The following is a 19,458-nucleotide window of genomic DNA, read 5'->3' on the forward strand; positions in this document are numbered from 1 at the left end:
AGTGATTATTCCAGCTCTCGATTTAATTGAAGGTCAAGTCGTTCGCCTGTATCAAGGGGATTACGGTCAAGTAACCGAATACAAAGTAGACCCAGCTGAGCAATTTAATTTATACCATCAAGCCGGCGCGGGTTGGCTGCATTTGGTCGACCTGACTGGTGCAAAAGATACATCGGCACGCCAGCTTGATTTGATCGCCAAGCTACTGGCAAGTACCCCAGCAAATATTCAAATTGGCGGTGGAGTAAGAAGCGAACAAGATGTGGTCGACTTACTGGAAGCCGGAGCCCAGCGAGTTGTGGTTGGTTCTACTGCGGTAAAACAACCTGAACTGGTAAAAGGTTGGATGGAGAAATACGGTGCAGAGAAAATCGTTCTAGCACTCGATATTAATATTGACGAAAATGGCGTGCGCAAAGTCGCTATTTCCGGTTGGCAAGAAGATTCCGGCGTCACTATTGAAGCGCTTATCGATGATTATTTAACTGTCGGCTTAACGCATGTGCTTTGTACTGATATTTCTCGTGATGGGACATTAGCTGGCTCAAATGTAGAGCTTTATGTGGACCTATGTAAACAATACCCACAAGTTCAGTTTCAATCGTCCGGTGGTATCGGGTCACTAGCAGATGTTGAAGCCTTAAAAGGCAGTGGAGTCGCTGGTGTGATTGTTGGACGTGCTTTATTAGACGGTAAATTTACAGCAGAGGAGGCATTTGCATGTTGGCAAAGCGAATAATTCCGTGCCTTGATGTTCGAGATGGTCAGGTGGTAAAAGGGGTTCAGTTCCGCAATCATGAGATCATTGGTGATATCGTTCCTCTTGCACAAAGATACGCTCAAGAGGGCGCCGACGAGTTGGTGTTTTATGATATTACGGCATCGAGTGATGGTCGTGTGGTCGATAAAAGTTGGGTCGCGCGCGTAGCAGAAGTTATCGATATTCCTTTTTGTGTAGCTGGCGGCATTAAATCAGCAGAAGACGCAGCCCGAATCCTAGAGTTTGGCGCAGACAAAGTGTCCATTAACTCTCCTGCTTTAGCAAACCCTTCCCTTATAACTGAGCTTGCCGATAAGTTTGGTGTTCAGTGTATCGTCGTCGGTATTGATTCCTACTTTGATAAAGAAACAGGTAAATATCAGGTTTATCAATTCACAGGTGATGAAGCCCGTACAAAAGCGACGCAATGGGAAACCCGAGATTGGGTTCAAGAAGTGCAAAAACGCGGTGCTGGCGAAATCGTCTTGAACATGATGAATCAAGATGGCGTGAGAAATGGATACGACATCGAGCAATTGAACATGGTTCGAGAAGTCTGCAATGTACCATTGATCGCTTCTGGTGGGGCGGGCGCTATGGAGCACTTTGCCGAGGCATATCAAGCGACAAATGTGGATGGAGCTCTTGCAGCATCGGTATTTCACAAACAGGTCATCAATATTGGTGAACTGAAAAAGTATTTGAAGAAAGAAGGCGTAGAGGTGCGATTATGAGTTTTGAATCAGCTGAAGTAAGTGCACTGTCTGAGCGCATCAATTGGGACAAAGTGGATGGCTTGGTTCCAGCCATAGTGCAAGACTTCCAGTCTAGCCAAGTCTTAATGATGGGCTACATGAATCAAGATGCGCTAGCGAAAACAGGTGAAACGGGTCAGGTGACTTTTTTCTCTAGAACGAAAGAGCGTTTGTGGACCAAAGGTGAAACGTCGGGCAACGTCCTAGCATTAAAAAATATCTCATTAGACTGTGATAACGATACGTTACTTGTAAAGGTCGATCCTGTTGGACCTACTTGCCACAAAGGCACTACGACGTGTTGGGATGGTGATCCTCAAGAAGAGTCACAAATGGTGTGGCTTCATCAGCTTGAGCAGCTATTGGCTGCCCGCAAGAATGCCGACCCAGATTCTTCCTATACTGCCAGCTTATACGCCCGTGGCACCAAGCGTATTTCGCAAAAAGTGGGCGAAGAAGGGGTTGAAGTTGCGCTTGCGGCGACGTCGGGCGACAAGGCGGAGTTAGTCTGTGAGTCTGCCGATTTGATATATCACTTGTTGGTGCTATTACAAGATCAAGGCTTATCGATGGACGATGTGATTAATAAACTGAAAGAGCGTCACAAATAGCATTCTAATCGTTGTTTTTAGAAGCCTCTACGTAAGAGGCTTCTTTCTCTTCTTTCTCTTCTTTCTCTTCTTTCTCTTCTTAGTTTCACCTTTTTGCGTAGCATCAGCTAGCCACAGCATTTCTTAAATTTCTTGCCACTTCCACAAACACATGGGTCGTTTCGCCCAACTTTAAGGTTTTTAATGGGCTGACTCAGTCTAGGATCAGGATCTTCAGAGGGCTGATTTTCCTCTTTTGGAAAAGTCCCATCGACGTAATACCACATACCATTTTCACGAAGGAATCGAGAGCGTTCACCTAAACAGTATTGTTGGTTATCTTCATTGAAGTAAGCTTTAAACTCGACGTAACCCTCGTCAGCATGGCTTCCGCTTTCGGTGTTGATCACTTCCAGCTTACACCAGTCACTTTCTACCGAATTAGCAATCCCTTCTCTTTGTTCATCGGCATATTGTGATGGATGATAAGTATCAACAACGAAATCCACCAATCCTTTAACGTGTGCACTGTAGCGAGCACGCATCAACATTTCAGGTTGGATGGCAGCAGCGTGATTTAGGTGAACGATTTCACAGCAATCTTGATAAGAACGAGAGTTTCCACATGGGCAATTAGACATAGCACTTCTACCAGATAGAGCGTAGTAAGCTAAACCGAAGTGCACCTTCAATTTAGCCTGCAGTTTATTTTAGCTAGGAGGCTATCACGCTTTAAAAATGAAAGGTAGAGAGTGGTATGTGTTAATCTACATCCATTAATTCTTGAGACCAACTAATTGCCTCTCGGTAACAATCAGCCACACAGTTTTCACTTAAATTCAGTTCAGTTCGCTTACTTACTGCCGTTGTCCAATCGGCACGTTCAAACGCTTTAACCAGTGTATAAATGTCACCCAATATACCCTGTTGGCCCAATAAAGCGTCTTTAACCTTTTGGTCTACAGGAATAGATTGGAGGATTTCCTCCATGGATTGATCTAATAAAGAATCCAGTAAAGACAACATACCAGTTAAAAATGCGAGACTTTTATCTACGTCGCCTCGATAGCTAGACGCGACCAATTCGCAGAATCTCGCTCTGGTTATCGATAAGGTATAAAGCGTATTGGGTTTCCCTTCATTGGTGTTTGAAACAGCAACCAAAGAGATGAATTTTCTCAGTTTATCTTCACCCAAATAAACCAACGCTTGTTTGAATGACTTTATCTCATTTGAAACGCTAGATGATGAATTGACATAGCGCAGAAGCTTGTAGGAGAGAGAAACATCCGTTGCGACTAAGCGTTCAATCTCGTTGTAGTTGATTTGGTCGCTAGAGATTTCTTTACACAGCTGAACAACCGTTAATAATGCTGGTTCAATAGCGCGATGCTGTATCATTTCAGGCTTGGCAAAAAAGTAACCTTGGAATAACGTAAACCCAACGTCTTTAGCATGCTGAAACTCGTCATAAGTCTCTACTTTTTCTGCCAAAAATTGAATTTTTGAGTTTTTAAGCTTTGAAATGAAATAAGCCGCCTTGCTGATAGGGACGGTGCGAATATCAAATTTTATGATGCATATTAATGGCAAGAAGCGCTTCCATTCTGGGCTTGGAACAAAGTCATCCAGAGCGATCTTATAGCCAAGTAAGTATAAGTCTTTAAGCGCTTTAAAAAGCTCGTCCGTGGGTGCACAATCTTCCAATACTTCAATAATGATAGAGCTACGTGGAAAGAGAGCCGGAATCTGGTTGATCAAGCTTTCATAAGGGAAATTCACAAACCCTTTTAGAGAGCCTAGATTGTTTTGATTGGGGCTCAAGAACTGGTCGCTAAATAATCGCTTGGTTGCGAGTTCTGGTTCGATGTCTGGAAACGTGTTTTTAGGACCATCACGAAATAACAACTCGTAACCCATAGTCTTGAGGTCGAGGTCAAATATGGGCTGCCTTGCAACATAAGAGTATTTCAATGGTATTACTCACGTCTAATTACTGGAATGGTGCTGCATAATAATCAGACGAAAAAAAATATCTATATTTAGCTCAATAACCCGTTACACAGTGTTACGTTAGACGGCTATTTTATCGGGTTAAGTGGAAACGTAATCCGTCTTACCCCAGCTTCATTGTAGGCTAACGCATAGCCTTCCTTGTACCAATCCCCTAACACAACCCTTTTACCATGGGAGTTTGTGAGCTCAACGTCGTGTTCATCTGGTCTATGGGTATGACCATGAATCATCAACAGAACGTTATGCGCATTCATAACACGTTCTACTTCAGGTTCTGTAACATCCATGATGTCCAGAGCTTTTGATTTCTTGTCACTTCGGGTTTTATTTTGAACGTTTTTGACAATTTTCTTTCTTAGAAAAAGGGGGACACATAAAAATAATCTTTGTAGCCATCGCTGATGTACTTTTTTCCTGAATTCTTGGTACTTAACATCATCAAGACACAATGTATCACCATGAAGAAGTAGAGTAGGGGTACCATAAAGGTCAATTTTTGTTTCTTCAGGCAAAAGCTCAACACCGGTCTCTTTGCTGAAACGCCTACTGATTAAAAAGTCACGATTTCCGTGAATGAAGTAACAACGAACGCCAGAGTCAGTGAGAGACTTGAACGCATTGATAATTGATCGGCTGAATGGCGAGTTATCATCATCACCAATCCAGAAATCGAACAGATCACCCAATACGTATAGCTTTTCAGCCTGAGTGGCGTGATGTTCAAGGAAATAAAAAAAACCTTCAGTGATTTCAGGGTGGGCAGGAGATAAATGCAGGTCAGAAATAAAAAGAGTGGTCATAAGCCTTAGAAAAGGGAGCGAAAAGCTCCCTCAATTGATTATTCTTCGATAGTTGTGCCAGTGATAAGCACTTCTTCAAGAGGAACGTCTTGGTGCATGCCCATTGAACCGGTAGCAACGTCTTTGATTTTGTTGACTACGTCCATGCCTTCCACAACTTCACCAAACACACAGTAACCCCAGCCATCTAAGCTTTCAGATTTAAAATCAAGGAAAGTGTTGTCGTTCACATTGATGAAGAACTGAGAACTTGCAGAATGCGGTTCCATAGTACGAGCCATAGCAAGTGTACCCACTTTGTTGCTCAAACCATTGTTCGCTTCGTTTTTAATTGGAGCGCGAGAATCTTTTTCACGCAAGCCTGAAGTCATACCACCACCTTGAACCATGAATCCATCAATGACACGGTGGAAAAGAGTGTTGTCATAAAAACCATCACGGCAGTACTGTAAAAAGTTAGCACTGGTTTCTGGTGCTTTTTCATCATTAAGTTGGATCTTGATGTCACCAAAGTTTGTGTGAAGGGTGATCATGATTACTTCCTTTAAAAATTAATGGGAATGGATACAGAATTCTAGCGTAACTTCAAATTTACACAAGCGATACCCGAATGAAGATAGCATGGGCAAAAGTTGTTCGATTGGAACGAAATAACATTTTCAACGGCGATTTCTGAAACGGAGCTATTACTTAACCTCAGCTGTCTTGTTATACTCATGCGTCCTAAAACTCACCAATTGATAAATAGAGATCATGTTAAAGATATTCAACTCACTCACACGACAAAAAGAGGAATTCAAACCCATTCATGCTGGCAAAGTTGGCATGTACGTTTGTGGAGTAACTATCTATGATCTCTGTCATATTGGACATGGTCGTACGTTTGTTTCCTTTGATGTTGTTTCACGCTACCTTCGCTACCTTGGTTATGACTTGACGTTTGTTCGTAACATTACCGATATTGATGACAAAATCATCAAGCGAGCAGCAGAGAATGGCGAGACATGTGATTCGCTAACTGAGCGTTTAATCGGTGATATGCACGCCGATTTCGATGCATTGAATATGAAACGCCCAGATGTAGAGCCAAGAGCGACTCAGTTTATTCAAGAAATCATTGCTTTAGTTGAAACCTTAATTGAACGTGGTTTCGCTTACGTTGCCGACAACGGTGATGTGATGTTTGAAGTGAAGAAATACGACGAATACGGGAAGCTTTCTCGTCAGGATTTGGACCAGCTTCAAGCAGGTGCTCGAGTTGACGTTGAGTTAGCAAAACGCAGCCCACTTGATTTTGTACTGTGGAAAATGTCCAAGCCAGGTGAACCAACTTGGGAATCACCTTGGGGACCTGGCCGTCCAGGTTGGCACATCGAATGTTCTGCAATGAACTCTTCTATTTTAGGCGACCATTTTGATATTCATGGTGGTGGCTCAGATTTGCAATTCCCACACCATGAAAATGAAATTGCTCAGTCATGCTGTGCTCATGATACTCAGTACGTGAACACTTGGATGCACAGCGGTATGGTGATGGTTGACCGTGAGAAAATGTCTAAGTCACTAGGCAACTTCTTCACGATTCGCGATGTTTTGACGCATTATGATGCGGAAACGGTTCGTTACTTCTTAATGTCTGGTCATTATCGTAGCCAACTCAACTACAGCGAAGAAAACCTAAATCAAGCTCGCGCTTCGCTTGAGCGTTTATATACTTCTCTTCGTGGCTTGGATTTGACCGCGTCACCAGCAGGTGGTGAAGAGTACGTAACTCGCTTTACTGAGTCTATGAACGACGATTTCAATACACCTGAAGCTTATTCAGTGCTGTTTGATATGGCACGTGAAGTAAACCGTCTTAAAGGCGAAGATCTAGAAAAAGCGTCTGCATTGGGTGCATTACTGCGCGAATTAGCGGATGTGATTGGTATTCTTCACCAAGAGCCAGAGGCATTCTTGCAAGGTGGCGCAGCGGCGGGTAATGATGACGAAGTGGCTGAAATTGAAGCACTGATCAAACTGCGTAACGACTCTCGTGCTGCGAAAGATTGGGCAAATGCGGATATGGCGCGTGACAAGCTAACCGAAATGGGTATCGTACTTGAAGATGGTCCTGAAGGGACAATCTGGCGTCGTAAGTAATAACGATTTTATAAAGGGCTGAGATTTCAGCCCTTTTTTCTGATTTAGATTCTTGGAAACATTCTGTGGCTCAAATGTATTTCTATTACTCGGCGATGAACGCGGGTAAATCGACAACTCTTCTTCAATCTTCATTTAATTATCAAGAGCGTGGTATGAATCCTTTGATTTACACTGCGGCGCTTGATGATCGTTACGGTATGGGTAAAGTCAGTTCCAGAATTGGTCTGCAATCGGAAGCTCAATTGTTTAGTGAGAAAACCGATCTCTACGCAGAAATATCAAATCACAATGCAGAAGAAAAACGCCACTGTATTTTGATTGATGAGTGTCAGTTTCTTTCCCGTGATCAAGTGTATCAGCTGACAGAAGTCGTCGATAAGTTAGGCATCCCGGTTTTATGTTATGGCTTACGAACCGATTTTCTTGGTGAGCTTTTCGAAGGGAGCCGCTATTTACTTTCATGGGCAGATAAACTGGTAGAACTGAAAACCATTTGTCATTGTGGAAGAAAAGCCAACATGGTGATTCGAACGGACGAGCAAGGCAACGCCATCGCCGAAGGCGATCAAGTGGCTATTGGTGGAAACGATCGATATGTCTCGGTTTGCAGAAAGCACTATAAAGAAGCGTTAGGCAAATAAGAGCGCAACAAACACAGACAAAAAGAGCACCGGAAAGGTGCTCTTTTACGTTATGGGATACCGCTAGATAGCTGTTCCAATGCAGGTTAACTATTTATAAGGCTAACTATATATAAGGCTAACTATATATAAGGCTAACCATCTACAAGATTACCTATATAAAAGGCTAACTTTCGCTTTGCGAACCAAAAGTCTTAGCGGCATAAGCGACCCTTTCAGCTGGCTTAGGGTATTCCGCTGGTTCGCCAAGGCTTTCTATATGTCTAAGCCTTGGCAGCAACCCGCAACCATTGGCAATCTGTATTGCCAAGCCCGGTCTAGCGTTTAGCTCCAAAACCATAGGACCTTCTTCTCTGTCCAGTACCATATCGGTGCCCATGTAACCCAGCCCGGTCATTTCCCACGCACTGGATGCCAACACCAGTAAGCGCTCCCAATGAGGGACTTGCAGCGTAGAGAGATCTTTCCCAGTATCTGGGTGGGCTTTAATGGGCTGATCAAACTGCACCGCTCGAATTGCTTTGCCTGTGGCAATATCGATGCCTACACCTACCGCACCTTGGTGCAAGTTAGCTTTTCCGTCTGAATCGGATGTTGATAATCGCATCATTGCCATCACAGGATAGCCTTTGAACACAATAATACGAACATCGGGCACGCCTTCGTAACTGAAACCTTCAAAGCAATCATCAAATTTAATTAGGTTTTCTACGACCGCGACATCATTCTTGCCGCCAAGAGAAAACAAACCCGCGAGTGCGTTACTTACGTGGCGTTCTACGTCTTCTTTATTGATGGCTGAACCCGATGGCTTAATGTATTCCCCATCTTTGTGGGAAGTGACAACCAATATGCCTTTGCCACCACTGCCTTGAGCTGGCTTAATCACAAACCCTGGCCAGTCTTTCACCATATTGTGAATCGTCTTTACTTCTGCTTGGTGGCTAATAACACCAATCAACTTGGGTACCGTTGCTCCAGCACGTTCAGCGATGATTTTCGTCTTCAGTTTATCGTCAACTAATGGGTACTTTGAGCGATCGTTATATCGCCCAATGTAGCTATGATTTCGTTGATTCATGCCCATAATCCCTTTGCTTTTCAGCTTGAAGGGTGAGGTGAACTTACTCCACATGGCTTTAGTCCTCTGCTAGTGGCTTAAAGCGTCTAAGTTCAGTTAAGCGGTAACCTGTGTAGGTGCCGAGTAACAAAATCAGAGCAAGAACAATGAGCTGAAGCCCAATGAAGTTGAACGTCAGGTGCTGAACAAATGGGTTGGTCATCGCTAGGTAAACCAATACCGCAGTGAGGAGAGAACCACCACCTTGGATAAATACCTCTTTACCGCCTTCTTCTTCCCAAAGAATCGACATTCTTTCGATTGTCCAAGAAAGAATAATCATCGGGAAGAAGGTAATGGTCAGCCCTTCATTTAAGCCGATATTGAAAGAGACAATGGTAAAGATAGAAATGATTAAAATAACCGTGATGATAACGGCGGAGATTCGTGCGACCAACAGTAGGTTGAGTTTCGATAGATACCCACGTATTACCAAACCTGTACCAACAATCAATAAGAAACCGACGATACCCGTTAGGAGCTGAGTCTGTACAAACGCGACTGCGATGAGCACAGGCATAAATGTTCCAGACGTTTTCAAACCCACAATGACCCGCAGAAACACAACAATCAACGCCCCAATTGGAATGAGCATGATGGTTTTAAACATCGATTGCTCAGCAATAGGCAAACTGTGAATGGAGAAATTCAGCAAGCTGTCAGCTTCCACTTTTTTACTGGTTGCTTGCTGCGGTGTGACCTCTTGAGCAATCATCGAGAACAGTACTTGGCTGTTTTTACCGCCAATCAAGTCAAGGAGCGAGATATTGGAATCGTCCCACACAAGCCAGTGGCTTTGTTTACCTTGTACTCCTGTATTGGTATCGAAAAGTTCCCAGCTTTCGCCATCCCAAACCTCAATCATCGGAATGATATTCTGGCGACGGCGTCCATCTTCAAGTTGGATGACACCGACAACTTTATTGGGAATATCAGCGTAGCTAAGTAATTTTGATGTAGTGCTTACTGCGTCTTTTGCATTTAACAACAAAGCTGCGTTTTGGTTATCACTGTCATTAAGCTGCTTGATCAGCTCACGAGTCAATGTTGCGTTATCGGCGCTGCGATTTGTTGCTTGCTGAAGTAGAGACTGGGCGGCTGCATCTTGTGGACCATCAAAAATGGGTTTTTCAATGGCTTTATCTGCTGGAGGAACCACCGCTACTTTTGCTTGTTCATCAACCAAAAATTGCGCTTTGTAGTATATAACTTGCGGTCCTGTTGCGTTTCGAATGCTCCATTCCGCTCTACGACCCGTGTCAGTATTCACATAAGCGACACCATAGCCTGGAGACGACGTGCTTTTGTTGATCAAGGTAAAACCGCTTTGCGTTCCTGGTGCGGCAAGAGATGCTTTTACAGATTCACCGTTTGCAGTGAATTCGACACGGGCTTCTACATCCCATACTTGCCTTGTTTCGCCTGGCGTCCAAGGTACGCCATAATCAGTATGGCGAAGAATACTGAGTGCAATCCCTGCAATTATCAGAAAGGCGACCGCAAGGTAAAAGGGCACTTTAGACGTCATGGTACTCGTTCCTTAACGATTATTTGGTTTCAGATTGCAGATAAGATTTGCTGACATCAACAAGCGCGATGTCTTGAATAAATTCACGACCTAACAGTATTGGATGGCTCATTTGAGAACGGTCAGCTAGTGTGAATTGTGCTTTTTCATGTATTTTCCCAACTTGCACCCAAAGTTCTACCACGGGTCTACGTTCTGTTTCTTCGCTGGTGGATTGTCGAATTTTGGCATAGCGGATGACGGGGGACTCAATCCAAAGTTGATCTTCTTTTGCCGTTTTATCATCGCTGATATGGAACTTAATCCATGTTTTACCATTACGTTCGAATTCTTGAATGTCGACGGCATTGATGGAAGATGTAGCGGCTCCAGTATCAACGCGTGCATCAAACTGCTGTTTAATCGTGTCGACTTTAACTTTCTCTATGCCACCGAGAACAATGGTTTGAGAGGGTTCGATAACGGGTTTTGCCTGCTTTGGCGGTTCGCTAGTCGTTTTTTTAGCTTTTAGCTTTTTGAACTGAGCAGCTTGATCTTGTCTGAGTTTAGCCACTTCGTTGTTTAAATTGGACAGCTCTATACTCAAGTAATTAATTTGATCATTTTGTTTGTCAATTTGAGCAGAATAAGAGTGAAGCTGATTGGTCAGGTTTGTTTCAGATTGTTGGATGGCAGCTTGTGTAGACTGACTGTATTTATCGCCATCGATCAGCGAACATCCGGAAAGCGCTGTAATAACAGCTAAGGCGGCAACCTTCTTAAGCATTATTGACCTATTTTTGCGGGTTAAAAGCGGGAAGTGAGACAAAGTGTATATTATAAAAAAGGATGCGTGAAGCATCCTAATGTTAATCTGTTGTCAGAGCTTACTGAGCTTTTTTGAGATCTTTACCCCAAACCACAAAATTTTGAAGGTTAAGGGTTCTTTGCAACCAGAACGGCGCGCCTTGGTGCAGGGTAGCCTTCTACGGTTTTGCTTGGATCGGCGGGGTCGAGATAATCAGGTAAGGAGTTGTGTGTCATCCAGCCTGTTGTGCGTTGTTCACCCGTTGATGTGACATTTTCATCAACGATACGAACATCTTCAAATCCACATTTTTCCAACCAAACTTTCAGTGCTTTAGCTGATGGGAAAAAGTACACATTACGCATTTGAGCATACCGATCGACAGGCACCAATACCGCGTTTTCATCACCTTCAATAACCAAGGTTTCCAAAATGAGCTCGCCACCAGAGACCAATTGGTTTTTTAGTTGGATGATGTGATCTAGAGGAGAGCGGCGGTGGTACAAGACTCCCATACTGAATACTGTGTCAAATGCTTGCAAATCAGGCAGTTGTTCAATACCAAGCGGTAACAAGTGGGCACGTTGGTCACCACCCATCAGTTTTCTGACGGCTTCAAACTGCACTAAAAAAAGATGTGAGGGGTCAATGCCCACACACAGTCTTGCCCCTTCGCCCAACATACGCCACATGTGGTAGCCATTACCACAGCCCACATCTAAAACCGAGCGATCTTTTAAAGGGGAGATATGTGGAAGTACGCGATCCCATTTCCAATCACTTCGCCACTCTGTATCGATGTGAATGTCATGGAGGTTGTAAGGACCTTTACGCCATGGGTGAAAAGTTTTTAGCAGATTTTCTAGTTTTTTTAACTCGCCGGAAGCTAAGGGAGCATTGTTGGACAATGTTACCGAATCTTTTAAGTCGACATTGTCCGGTTTGCCTTCCTGAATCTTATTCAGCGCTTTAAGCCAGCGTTCGAAATCACCGTGCTCTGCATTTTGCCAGTCTGTAAGCTGCTGAGGCAGGATATTCAACCAAGGTTGAAGGCGAGTGTCTTGAGCAATAAGTTGGTAAAAATTAGCAAAATTGAACATGGTATCGTCGTTAAAATTTCAATATAAAAGAGTAAAGAGCGTTCGCTATTTAACTGCGAACATAGAGCCGAAGTTGAAGCATTGGAACCACACTTCATAACTTGAGAATCCAATTTTTTCGAATCGCTCTTTATGTGCTTGTATGGAATCTGGGCGCATAACATTTTCAATGGCACTGCGTTTTTGGCTTATTTCTAGTTCGCTGTAGCCATTGGCGCGCTTAAAGTCGTGGTGCAGATCAATCAAGAGCTCATTTGCTGATTCGCTTTCAAAGACATACTTTTCAGACAAAATTAGGATGCCGCCGGGTTTTAACCCTGCGTGTATCTTTTCAAGCAGAATAAAGCGATCTTCGGGGGACAAAAACTGAAGTGTAAAATTCAATACGACTACAGAGGCGTTGTTGATTTCAATGTTACGTATGTCAGCTTCAATGACTTCAACCGGCGTTTCAGAGCGGTAGGCGTTCACATGCAATTTGCAACGCTCCACCATGGCTTGCGAGTTGTCGACAGCAATAATTTTGCAACCGTCTTGTTTTATGTGGCGTCGCATAGAGAGCGTTGCTGCGCCTAAAGAACAGCCTAAATCGTAAATATTGGAATTAGGTGTGACAAAACGTTCAGCGAGCATGCCAATAGCAGAGATGATGTTGCTGTAACCTGGAACGGATCGTTGGATCATATCGGGGAAAACTTCAGCAACATTCGCATCGAAAGTAAAATCTCCAATCTTTTCAATAGGGGTGGAAAAGATGGTGTCTTTATGGCTCATAGCAAACTCGTAATCGTAGACAAAAACGCGACCTGAACTCAGATCTTAAAAAAGGGGCGTATTCTAAGAAATATTTGCCTTTCTGTCACCAAGGGTTTTCTCGCTTGATGCACGGACGTCAAAACATACTGATTTGTTTGTTATCAGCGAAAGCAGGGGAAGCTGCAAGTTCAGGTAAATCTGTTTGTTTTTGTAATATTCCGTATAGCGCGCGAGCAAATTCTGGTGCGTCAATATTGTCTGGCGTATGGATCATCAAATAAGGCTGTTTCCCTTCAGCAATCCAACTTGGAATCTTAGCTAGCCAAGGTTGAAAGAAAGGAAGGTTAGCGTCTAACTCTGGATGACCGATAAAGCGAATCATTGGATTTGAGGCAGTAGAGACCGCATGAGCCGGCACCTTTGGTTTCTTTTTGTGAGCGTCAATAACGGCATCAGAGACTGGCGCCGCGGAATGTACAGGTCGGCTATCCATAATGATACGGTCTATCCCTTCTTCATGAAGCCAGCGATTCAACGCCTGCTCTTCTTTCCCTTTATTGAAAAATTCTAAATGCCTGACTTCAACGCCAAGAGAGAAATCCTTGGGAAATAGACGGCAAAAGGTCTTAAGGGCTGGTAAATCGCGTGGGCTGAAGTGTGCAGGAAGCTGAATCGTCCACATACCGACACGGTGATGTATCGGTTCCATCACGCTCATGAATTCTTTTAGCAGTGCTTCGCACCCGTGAAGCTTATGATCATGAGTGATGCTTTTAGGGAGCTTAAAGGTAAATCGAAAGTCATCATGGGTAGCGGCTTTCCAATTTTGAACTGTGGAATCAGAAGGCGTAGCGTAAAATGTTGTGTTGCCTTCTACTGTATGAAACACCCGAGCGTATTTCTCCAGCCTTTCCGAATTCTGAGTCCCACTGCCATAAAACCCCGCCTGCCATGCATTGTGAGACCACATGGTCAGACCTAGCCGAAGAGGTAAGATCTGCATATTCCGTTATCTATATATTGGTGATAGCCATTACCTTACGAGATTTTTGAAGCGAAGGGCAAATTCAAGATATAATCCTGCTCCATATTCTTAGTTTTGGTGCTTATTTGGTCAATTGATTAGCAAAATGGCATCAAGACTCGATAAATCGCAACAAATTGTATTCGATGAGGTCGATTTTAGCCGACTTTCAGCGTATAAATGGCACTTTGCACTGTCGATAATATCAAGCATCGGCAGCTTAGAAATTAATAACTAATTAGAGATTGGGAAATTCATTATGCGTACCCATTATTGTGGTCACCTGAACAAGTCCCTTGCAGGACAAACTGTAGAACTGTGCGGCTGGGTAAACCGTCGCCGTGATTTAGGCGGTCTTATCTTCATTGATATGCGAGATCGTGAAGGTGTAGTTCAGGTAGTCGTAGACCCGGATATGGCAGATGCTTACGAAGTAGCTAACCAGTTGCGTAATGAATTTTGCATCAAATTGACGGGTGAAGTTCGCGCTCGTCCAGACAGCCAAATTAACAAAGACATGGCGACAGGCGAAGTTGAGATTCTGGCGAAAGGCTTGGAAATCATCAACCGCAGCGACGTACTTCCATTGGACTTCAACCAGAATAACTCTGAAGAGCAGCGTTTGAAGTTCCGTTACTTGGATCTACGTCGTCCTGAAATGAGCGATCGCATCAAATTGCGTGCAAAAGCTTCTAGCTTTGTTCGTCGCTTCCTAGATGACAATGGTTTCCTAGACATTGAAACGCCAGTGCTGACAAAAGCAACACCTGAAGGCGCTCGTGACTACCTTGTTCCTAGCCGTGTACACAAAGGCAGCTTCTACGCTTTACCTCAGTCACCTCAGCTGTTTAAGCAGCTTCTGATGATGTCGGGTTTTGATCGCTACTACCAAATCGTTAAGTGTTTCCGTGATGAAGACTTGCGAGCGGATCGTCAGCCTGAATTTACCCAAATAGATATCGAAACATCGTTCATGAGTGCGGATGAAGTTCGTGCAACGACTGAAAAAATGGTTCGCGATATGTGGCAAGAGCTACTGAACGTAGATTTGGGTGAATTCCCAACTATGCCGTTTAGTGAGGCGATTCGTCGTTTTGGTTCTGATAAACCTGATTTGCGTAACCCGCTTGAATTGGTTGACGTAGCCGATCTAGTGAAAGACGTTGAATTCAAAGTATTCTCTGGCCCTGCGAACGACGAAAAAGGCCGTGTTGCCGTAATACGTGTTCCGGGTGGCGCTAAGCTAACTCGTAAGCAAATCGACGGTTACGGTGAGTTCGTTGGTATCTACGGCGCGAAAGGTTTGGCGTGGATGAAAGTGAACGATCGCGCTGCCGGCATGGAAGGCATTCAGTCTCCAGTGGCTAAGTTCCTAAGCGAAGAAGTCATCAGTGGTATTCTAGAGCGTACTGGCGCAGAAACGGGCGACATCATCCTATTCGGCGCTGACAAAGCGAACACGGTTGCGGAAGCGATGGGCGCACTTCGTTTGAAGTTGGGTAAAGATTTAGAATTAACCAATGAATCTGCTTGGGCACCACTGTGGGTTGTCGACTTCCCAATGTTTGAAGAAGATAACGAAGGTAACCTGCATGCCATGCACCACCCGTTCACTTCTCCACTGGGTGTGACAGCACAAGAATTGAAAGCGAACCCTGCCGCGGCAAACTCAAATGCATACGATATGGTTATTAATGGCTACGAAGTGGGCGGTGGCTCTGTTCGTATTCATAATGCAGAAATGCAAGCGACCGTATTTGATATTTTGGGCATCGATGCAGACGAGCAACGCTTGAAGTTTGGATTCTTGCTGGATGCACTTAAATTCGGTACGCCTCCGCATGCTGGCTTAGCATTTGGTTTGGACCGTTTGGTTATGTTGTTGTGTGGAACGGAAAATATCCGTGACGTGATTGCATTCCCTAAAACGACGGCAGCAGCGTGTCTACTAACGGATGCACCAAGCTTAGCTAACCCAGCAGCTTTGGATGAGCTAGCGATTGCGGTAACGGTAGCAAAAGAAAAAGACGCCGAGTAAGCGCAAATAAATGAATGAAAACTCCCGCAATTGCGGGAGTTTTTGTTTTAATGAAGATATATCCAGAACACTTAGATGAATCTTATTTGGCACATAAATGCAGCGTCTGAGTATTCCACTAACATAAAAGGTGAATTATGGCTGGTCACAGTAAATGGGCGAACATTCGTCACCGTAAAGCGGCGCAAGATGCCAAACGAGGAAAAATCTTTACTAAGTTGATCCGAGAAATCGTTGTATCAGCAAAAGAAGGCGGTGGTGAGCCTGAAAACAATCCAAGGCTTCGCGCGGCTATTGATAAAGCTCTATCGAACAACATGACGCGAGACACAGTTAACCGTGCTGTTAGCCGAGGTGCTGGTGGTGAAGGTGACGATAATATGGAAACCGTCATCTACGAAGGTTATGGTCCTGGTGGAACGGCCGTTATGGTCGAATGCATGACAGATAACCGAAATCGAACTGTTTCGGGCGTGCGACATGCTTTTTCTAAAGCGGGTGGTAACTTAGGCACTGACGGAAGCGTGAACTATCTTTTTGATAAGAAGGGCGTTATCTCGTATGCGCCAGGTCTGGATGAAGACGAAGTAATGGAAGCCGCGTTAGAAGGTGGTGCCGACGACATTGAAACAGGGGCTGATGGCGCAATTGACGTGTACACAGATCCTGCAGATTTTGGTGATGTAAAAGATGCCTTGGATTCAGCAGGGTTCGAGGCTGCAAATGCTGAAGTGTCGCTAATACCGTCAACCAAAGCGGATCTCGATGCCGATACCGCTCCGAAACTTCTACGTTTGATTGATGCACTGGAAGACTTGGATGATGTCCAAGAAGTTTATCATAACGGTGATATTTCGGATGAGGTTGCAGCCACGCTCTAATCTTCGCAAAGGCGCTATGTGCGTAAAGGAAAGGTATGCGGGCAGGCACAATACGGATATAAACGTATTAGCAAAAGAAAAGCCGCCAGTATTTGAAAACGTACATCGTGGCAGTCCTTTTTATTATGGGAAACTTTTATGTCGATAATTCTTGGTATTGATCCAGGATCTCGCATTACTGGCTACGGAGTGATCCGTCAGCAGGGTAGGCACCTTCACTACTTGGGGAGCGGCTGTATTCGCACCTCGCATGACGATTTGCCGAGTCGATTGAAACAGATCTACGCAGGCGTGACCGAAATTATTACTCAATTTCAACCTGACGTATTTGCTATTGAGCAAGTATTTATGGCGAAAAACGCCGATTCAGCGCTGAAGCTTGGGCAAGCACGTGGAAGTGCAATTGTGGCAGCCGTGAATGCCGATTTACCCGTTTATGAATATGCGGCACGTCTTATTAAGCAGGCGGTTGTGGGAACAGGTGGCGCGGACAAATCTCAAGTTCAGCACATGGTCACGAGTATGCTTAAACTACCCGCAAAACCTCAAGCGGACGCTGCTGATGCGTTAGGTGTGGCGATATGCCATGCCAATACGAATAAAACGCTTGTAGCGCTTGCGGGTAAAGCCACAAGTGCCAAAAAAGGGCGATATCGGTAACCCTCCCCAAATTGATTGAACTGGCTATCCATCCAGTAATCCATTATTATCATTTTCACTGAATTTTATTCCATAGGACAAGATTGTGATCGGACGCCTTCGCGGTATTTTGATAGAGAAGCAGCCACCAGAACTATTGATTGAAGTTTCTGGAGTAGGGTATGAAATACAAATGCCAATGAGCTGTTTTTATGAGCTTCCTAATGTGGGTGAAGAAGCCATCATCTACACTCATTTTGTGGTGCGAGAAGACGCTCAACTGCTTTACGGGTTTAATACAGTGAAAGAGCGTGCTTTATTCCGTGAAGTAATCAAAGCCAACGGTGTTGGACCTAAACTGGGTTTGGGGATCTTGTCAGGCATGACAGCAAGCCAATTTGTTTCATGTGTGGAGCGTGAAGATATTTCTACTTTGGTTAAGCTACCAGGAGTCGGTAAAAAAACCGCAGAGCGCCTTGTTGTTGAAATGAAGGATAGGCTTAAAGGGTGGGGAGCCGGAGACCTGTTTACACCTGCTACCGATGCCGCACCTATAGATTCTGCACCACAAAGCAGTGAACAAAATGCAGAAGAAGAAGCGATCAGTGCGTTGCTTGCCTTAGGATATAAACCACAAATGGCTTCTAAAGTCGTTTCGCAGATTGCCAAGTCAGGAATGAGCAGTGAAGAGCTTATCCGTGAAGCTTTAAAGTCGATGGTATAACTTTCAAAATAGTAGATATTTATGATCGAAGCAGACCGCCTAATTGCGCCGGAAAACCCTACCTTCAAAGAAGAAGATGTGATTGATAGGGCGATACGCCCTAAAAAACTTGAAGATTACCAAGGTCAAGACCATGTTCGTAACCAAATGGAAATCTTTATTAAAGCGGCACAACTAAGAAGAGAAGCCCTTGATCATCTATTGATATTTGGTCCTCCAGGGTTAGGTAAAACCACACTTGCGAATATTGTCGCCAACGAAATGGAGGTGAATATTCGCACCACATCTGGTCCAGTATTAGAAAAGGCGGGCGATCTCGCTGCACTTCTGACAAATCTCGAAGAAAATGACGTGCTCTTCATCGATGAAATTCATCGCTTGAGCCCAGTCGTTGAAGAGGTACTGTACCCAGCCATGGAAGACTACCAGCTCGATATCATGATTGGAGAGGGACCGGCGGCTCGCTCCATAAAAATTGATTTACCCCCTTTCACCTTGATAGGTGCAACTACGCGAGCGGGCTCACTCACTTCGCCTCTACGTGATCGCTTTGGTATTGTTCAAAGGCTGGAGTACTACAATGTAAAAGATTTGAAAAACATTGTGCAGCGCAGTGCAAATTGCTTAAACCTTTCTATGGAGCCAGAAGGGGCTTTGGAAGTGGCTAGACGCGCTCGTGGTACGCCGCGTATTGCAAACCGCCTACTAAGGCGTGTGCGCGATTATGCTGAAGTAAAAGGCGATGGACACATATGCAGTGACATTGCTGATAAAGCATTGAACATGCTCGATGTGGACAGCCAAGGCTTTGACTACATGGATCGTAAGTTGCTGCTTGCCATTATGGAAAAATTTACGGGTGGACCAGTAGGTTTAGATAACTTAGCAGCGGCAATTGGTGAAGAAAAAGACACGATAGAAGACGTAATCGAGCCGTATTTAATACAACAAGGCTATTTGCAAAGAACGCCCAGAGGCAGAATCGCAACAAGTCGAGCATATTTACACTTTGGGTTCGATAATCCAACAAAATAACAACATTAAATTACGCACAGTGCCATCATTAGAAAGTTGGCACTTGCGACAACTTCCCCTTCCAAAGAACCAACTTTTTCGACGTGCCACAAATTTTTTGCAGTTTCTTTCAGAACATT

Annotated in this window: 21 protein-coding genes; 11 read left to right on the forward strand and 10 right to left on the reverse strand. The window is 44.3% G+C overall.

Translation table 11 applies throughout. The features are described 5' to 3' along the window. The first annotated feature begins 1 nt into the window (after window position 1). The 3 genes from hisA to hisIE are packed head-to-tail and all read left to right on the forward strand — an operon-like array spanning window position 2 to window position 2,126. On the forward strand, window positions 2–739 hold the full coding sequence (gene hisA / locus CW749_RS10900; protein ID WP_101112079.1) for a 1-(5-phosphoribosyl)-5-[(5-phosphoribosylamino)methylideneamino]imidazole-4-carboxamide isomerase: 738 nt from the start codon (window positions 2–4) through the stop codon (window positions 737–739). Next, the gene (hisF, locus tag CW749_RS10905) at window positions 721–1,494 is read left to right on the forward strand and encodes an imidazole glycerol phosphate synthase subunit HisF (RefSeq protein WP_101112081.1); all 774 of its coding nucleotides are present in this window, start codon (window positions 721–723) and stop codon (window positions 1,492–1,494) included. The genes hisA and hisF overlap by 19 nt, the downstream gene beginning before the upstream one ends. Continuing rightward, window positions 1,491–2,126: a bifunctional phosphoribosyl-AMP cyclohydrolase/phosphoribosyl-ATP diphosphatase HisIE gene (gene hisIE / locus CW749_RS10910; protein ID WP_101112083.1), complete on the forward strand. Its 636-nt coding sequence runs from the start codon at window positions 1,491–1,493 to the stop codon at window positions 2,124–2,126. The genes hisF and hisIE overlap by 4 nt, the downstream gene beginning before the upstream one ends. Window positions 2,127–2,233: 107 nt before the next feature. On the opposite strand, the gene CW749_RS10915 is transcribed toward hisIE, so the two are convergent. The 4 genes from CW749_RS10915 to CW749_RS10930 form a co-directional block, all read right to left on the reverse strand. Continuing rightward, complete coding sequence (locus CW749_RS10915) at window positions 2,234–2,746, reverse strand: YchJ family protein (protein WP_101112085.1); 513 nt, start codon at window positions 2,744–2,746, stop codon at window positions 2,234–2,236. A 121-nt stretch (window positions 2,747–2,867) separates the two neighbouring features. Then, window positions 2,868–4,079: an HDOD domain-containing protein gene (locus CW749_RS10920; RefSeq protein ID WP_101112087.1), complete on the reverse strand. Its 1,212-nt coding sequence runs from the start codon at window positions 4,077–4,079 to the stop codon at window positions 2,868–2,870. A 107-nt stretch (window positions 4,080–4,186) separates the two neighbouring features. Then, complete coding sequence (gene lpxH / locus CW749_RS10925; RefSeq protein ID WP_101112089.1) at window positions 4,187–4,921, reverse strand: UDP-2,3-diacylglucosamine diphosphatase; 735 nt, start codon at window positions 4,919–4,921, stop codon at window positions 4,187–4,189. Window positions 4,922–4,959: 38 nt separating this feature from the next. Beyond that, complete coding sequence (locus CW749_RS10930) at window positions 4,960–5,454, reverse strand: peptidylprolyl isomerase (protein WP_101112091.1); 495 nt, start codon at window positions 5,452–5,454, stop codon at window positions 4,960–4,962. Window positions 5,455–5,674: 220 nt separating this feature from the next. Between CW749_RS10930 and cysS the strand changes: the two genes are divergently transcribed. Next, window positions 5,675–7,063, forward strand: a complete 1,389-nt coding sequence (gene cysS, locus CW749_RS10935) for a cysteine--tRNA ligase (protein ID WP_101112093.1) — start codon at window positions 5,675–5,677, stop codon at window positions 7,061–7,063. Between the two features lie 65 nt (window positions 7,064–7,128). Beyond that, window positions 7,129–7,707 (forward strand): thymidine kinase, encoded by a 579-nt coding sequence (locus CW749_RS10940; protein ID WP_101112095.1) that lies wholly within the window; start codon window positions 7,129–7,131, stop codon window positions 7,705–7,707. A gap of 166 nt (window positions 7,708–7,873) precedes the next feature. On the opposite strand, the gene CW749_RS10945 is transcribed toward CW749_RS10940, so the two are convergent. The 6 genes from CW749_RS10945 to CW749_RS10970 form a co-directional block, all read right to left on the reverse strand. After that, window positions 7,874–8,842, reverse strand: coding sequence for an alpha-L-glutamate ligase-like protein (locus CW749_RS10945; protein ID WP_101112096.1), 969 nt, complete (start codon window positions 8,840–8,842; stop codon window positions 7,874–7,876). Window positions 8,843–8,846: 4 nt separating this feature from the next. Continuing rightward, window positions 8,847–10,355, reverse strand: a complete 1,509-nt coding sequence (locus CW749_RS10950; RefSeq protein WP_101112098.1) for an inactive transglutaminase family protein — start codon at window positions 10,353–10,355, stop codon at window positions 8,847–8,849. Window positions 10,356–10,374: 19 nt separating this feature from the next. Beyond that, window positions 10,375–11,121, reverse strand: coding sequence for an ATP-dependent zinc protease (locus tag CW749_RS10955; RefSeq protein ID WP_101112100.1), 747 nt, complete (start codon window positions 11,119–11,121; stop codon window positions 10,375–10,377). 149 nt (window positions 11,122–11,270) lie between these two features. Then, on the reverse strand, window positions 11,271–12,242 hold the full coding sequence (gene cmoB / locus CW749_RS10960) for a tRNA 5-methoxyuridine(34)/uridine 5-oxyacetic acid(34) synthase CmoB (RefSeq protein ID WP_101112102.1): 972 nt from the start codon (window positions 12,240–12,242) through the stop codon (window positions 11,271–11,273). A 45-nt stretch (window positions 12,243–12,287) separates the two neighbouring features. After that, a complete protein-coding gene (gene cmoA, locus CW749_RS10965; protein ID WP_101112104.1) occupies window positions 12,288–13,016 on the reverse strand; it encodes a carboxy-S-adenosyl-L-methionine synthase CmoA in 729 nt (242 codons plus the stop codon). Between the two features lie 118 nt (window positions 13,017–13,134). After that, window positions 13,135–14,001 (reverse strand): DUF72 domain-containing protein, encoded by an 867-nt coding sequence (locus CW749_RS10970; protein WP_101112106.1) that lies wholly within the window; start codon window positions 13,999–14,001, stop codon window positions 13,135–13,137. Between the two features lie 127 nt (window positions 14,002–14,128). On the opposite strand from CW749_RS10970, the gene CW749_RS28540 reads away from it, so the two are divergent. The 6 genes from CW749_RS28540 to ruvB all read left to right on the forward strand — a co-directional run bounded on the left by CW749_RS28540 (window position 14,129) and on the right by ruvB (window position 19,339). After that, complete coding sequence (locus tag CW749_RS28540) at window positions 14,129–14,260, forward strand: hypothetical protein (protein WP_272897856.1); 132 nt, start codon at window positions 14,129–14,131, stop codon at window positions 14,258–14,260. A 21-nt stretch (window positions 14,261–14,281) separates the two neighbouring features. Further along, entirely contained in the window at window positions 14,282–16,060 is a 1,779-nt protein-coding gene (aspS, locus tag CW749_RS10975; protein WP_101112108.1) for an aspartate--tRNA ligase, read from the forward strand. Between the two features lie 137 nt (window positions 16,061–16,197). Continuing rightward, window positions 16,198–16,941: a YebC/PmpR family DNA-binding transcriptional regulator gene (locus CW749_RS10980; protein ID WP_101112110.1), complete on the forward strand. Its 744-nt coding sequence runs from the start codon at window positions 16,198–16,200 to the stop codon at window positions 16,939–16,941. 138 nt (window positions 16,942–17,079) lie between these two features. Beyond that, complete coding sequence (gene ruvC / locus CW749_RS10985) at window positions 17,080–17,601, forward strand: crossover junction endodeoxyribonuclease RuvC (protein ID WP_101112112.1); 522 nt, start codon at window positions 17,080–17,082, stop codon at window positions 17,599–17,601. 85 nt (window positions 17,602–17,686) lie between these two features. Next, complete coding sequence (gene ruvA, locus CW749_RS10990) at window positions 17,687–18,304, forward strand: Holliday junction branch migration protein RuvA (RefSeq protein WP_101112114.1); 618 nt, start codon at window positions 17,687–17,689, stop codon at window positions 18,302–18,304. 21 nt (window positions 18,305–18,325) lie between these two features. Continuing rightward, on the forward strand, window positions 18,326–19,339 hold the full coding sequence (ruvB, locus tag CW749_RS10995; protein WP_101112116.1) for a Holliday junction branch migration DNA helicase RuvB: 1,014 nt from the start codon (window positions 18,326–18,328) through the stop codon (window positions 19,337–19,339). The last annotated feature ends 119 nt before the right edge of the window (window positions 19,340–19,458 follow it).

It is taken from the genome of Vibrio sp. vnigr-6D03, from assembly GCF_002835515.1.
Lineage (GTDB): Bacteria > Pseudomonadota > Gammaproteobacteria > Enterobacterales > Vibrionaceae > Vibrio > Vibrio penaeicida.

What these genes read in the sequence shown, in the direction of transcription:
- hisF (WP_101112081.1), top strand. Translation starts at nt 721, where the DNA reads ATGTTGGCAAAGCGAATAATTCCGTGCCTTGATGTTCGAGATGGTCAG.
- hisIE (WP_101112083.1), top strand. Translation starts at nt 1,491, where the DNA reads ATGAGTTTTGAATCAGCTGAAGTAAGTGCACTGTCTGAGCGCATCAAT.
- CW749_RS10915 (WP_101112085.1), bottom strand. Translation starts at nt 2,746, where the DNA reads ATGTCTAATTGCCCATGTGGAAACTCTCGTTCTTATCAAGATTGCTGT.
- lpxH (WP_101112089.1), bottom strand. Translation starts at nt 4,921, where the DNA reads ATGACCACTCTTTTTATTTCTGACCTGCATTTATCTCCTGCCCACCCT.
- CW749_RS10930 (WP_101112091.1), bottom strand. Translation starts at nt 5,454, where the DNA reads ATGATCACCCTTCACACAAACTTTGGTGACATCAAGATCCAACTTAAT.
- cysS (WP_101112093.1), top strand. Translation starts at nt 5,675, where the DNA reads ATGTTAAAGATATTCAACTCACTCACACGACAAAAAGAGGAATTCAAA.
- CW749_RS10945 (WP_101112096.1), bottom strand. Translation starts at nt 8,842, where the DNA reads ATGTGGAGTAAGTTCACCTCACCCTTCAAGCTGAAAAGCAAAGGGATT.
- CW749_RS10950 (WP_101112098.1), bottom strand. Translation starts at nt 10,355, where the DNA reads ATGACGTCTAAAGTGCCCTTTTACCTTGCGGTCGCCTTTCTGATAATT.
- CW749_RS10955 (WP_101112100.1), bottom strand. Translation starts at nt 11,121, where the DNA reads ATGCTTAAGAAGGTTGCCGCCTTAGCTGTTATTACAGCGCTTTCCGGA.
- cmoB (WP_101112102.1), bottom strand. Translation starts at nt 12,242, where the DNA reads ATGTTCAATTTTGCTAATTTTTACCAACTTATTGCTCAAGACACTCGC.
- cmoA (WP_101112104.1), bottom strand. Translation starts at nt 13,016, where the DNA reads ATGAGCCATAAAGACACCATCTTTTCCACCCCTATTGAAAAGATTGGA.
- CW749_RS10970 (WP_101112106.1), bottom strand. Translation starts at nt 14,001, where the DNA reads ATGCAGATCTTACCTCTTCGGCTAGGTCTGACCATGTGGTCTCACAAT.
- CW749_RS28540 (WP_272897856.1), top strand. Translation starts at nt 14,129, where the DNA reads ATGGCATCAAGACTCGATAAATCGCAACAAATTGTATTCGATGAGGTC.
- aspS (WP_101112108.1), top strand. Translation starts at nt 14,282, where the DNA reads ATGCGTACCCATTATTGTGGTCACCTGAACAAGTCCCTTGCAGGACAA.
- CW749_RS10980 (WP_101112110.1), top strand. Translation starts at nt 16,198, where the DNA reads ATGGCTGGTCACAGTAAATGGGCGAACATTCGTCACCGTAAAGCGGCG.
- ruvC (WP_101112112.1), top strand. Translation starts at nt 17,080, where the DNA reads ATGTCGATAATTCTTGGTATTGATCCAGGATCTCGCATTACTGGCTAC.
- ruvB (WP_101112116.1), top strand. Translation starts at nt 18,326, where the DNA reads ATGATCGAAGCAGACCGCCTAATTGCGCCGGAAAACCCTACCTTCAAA.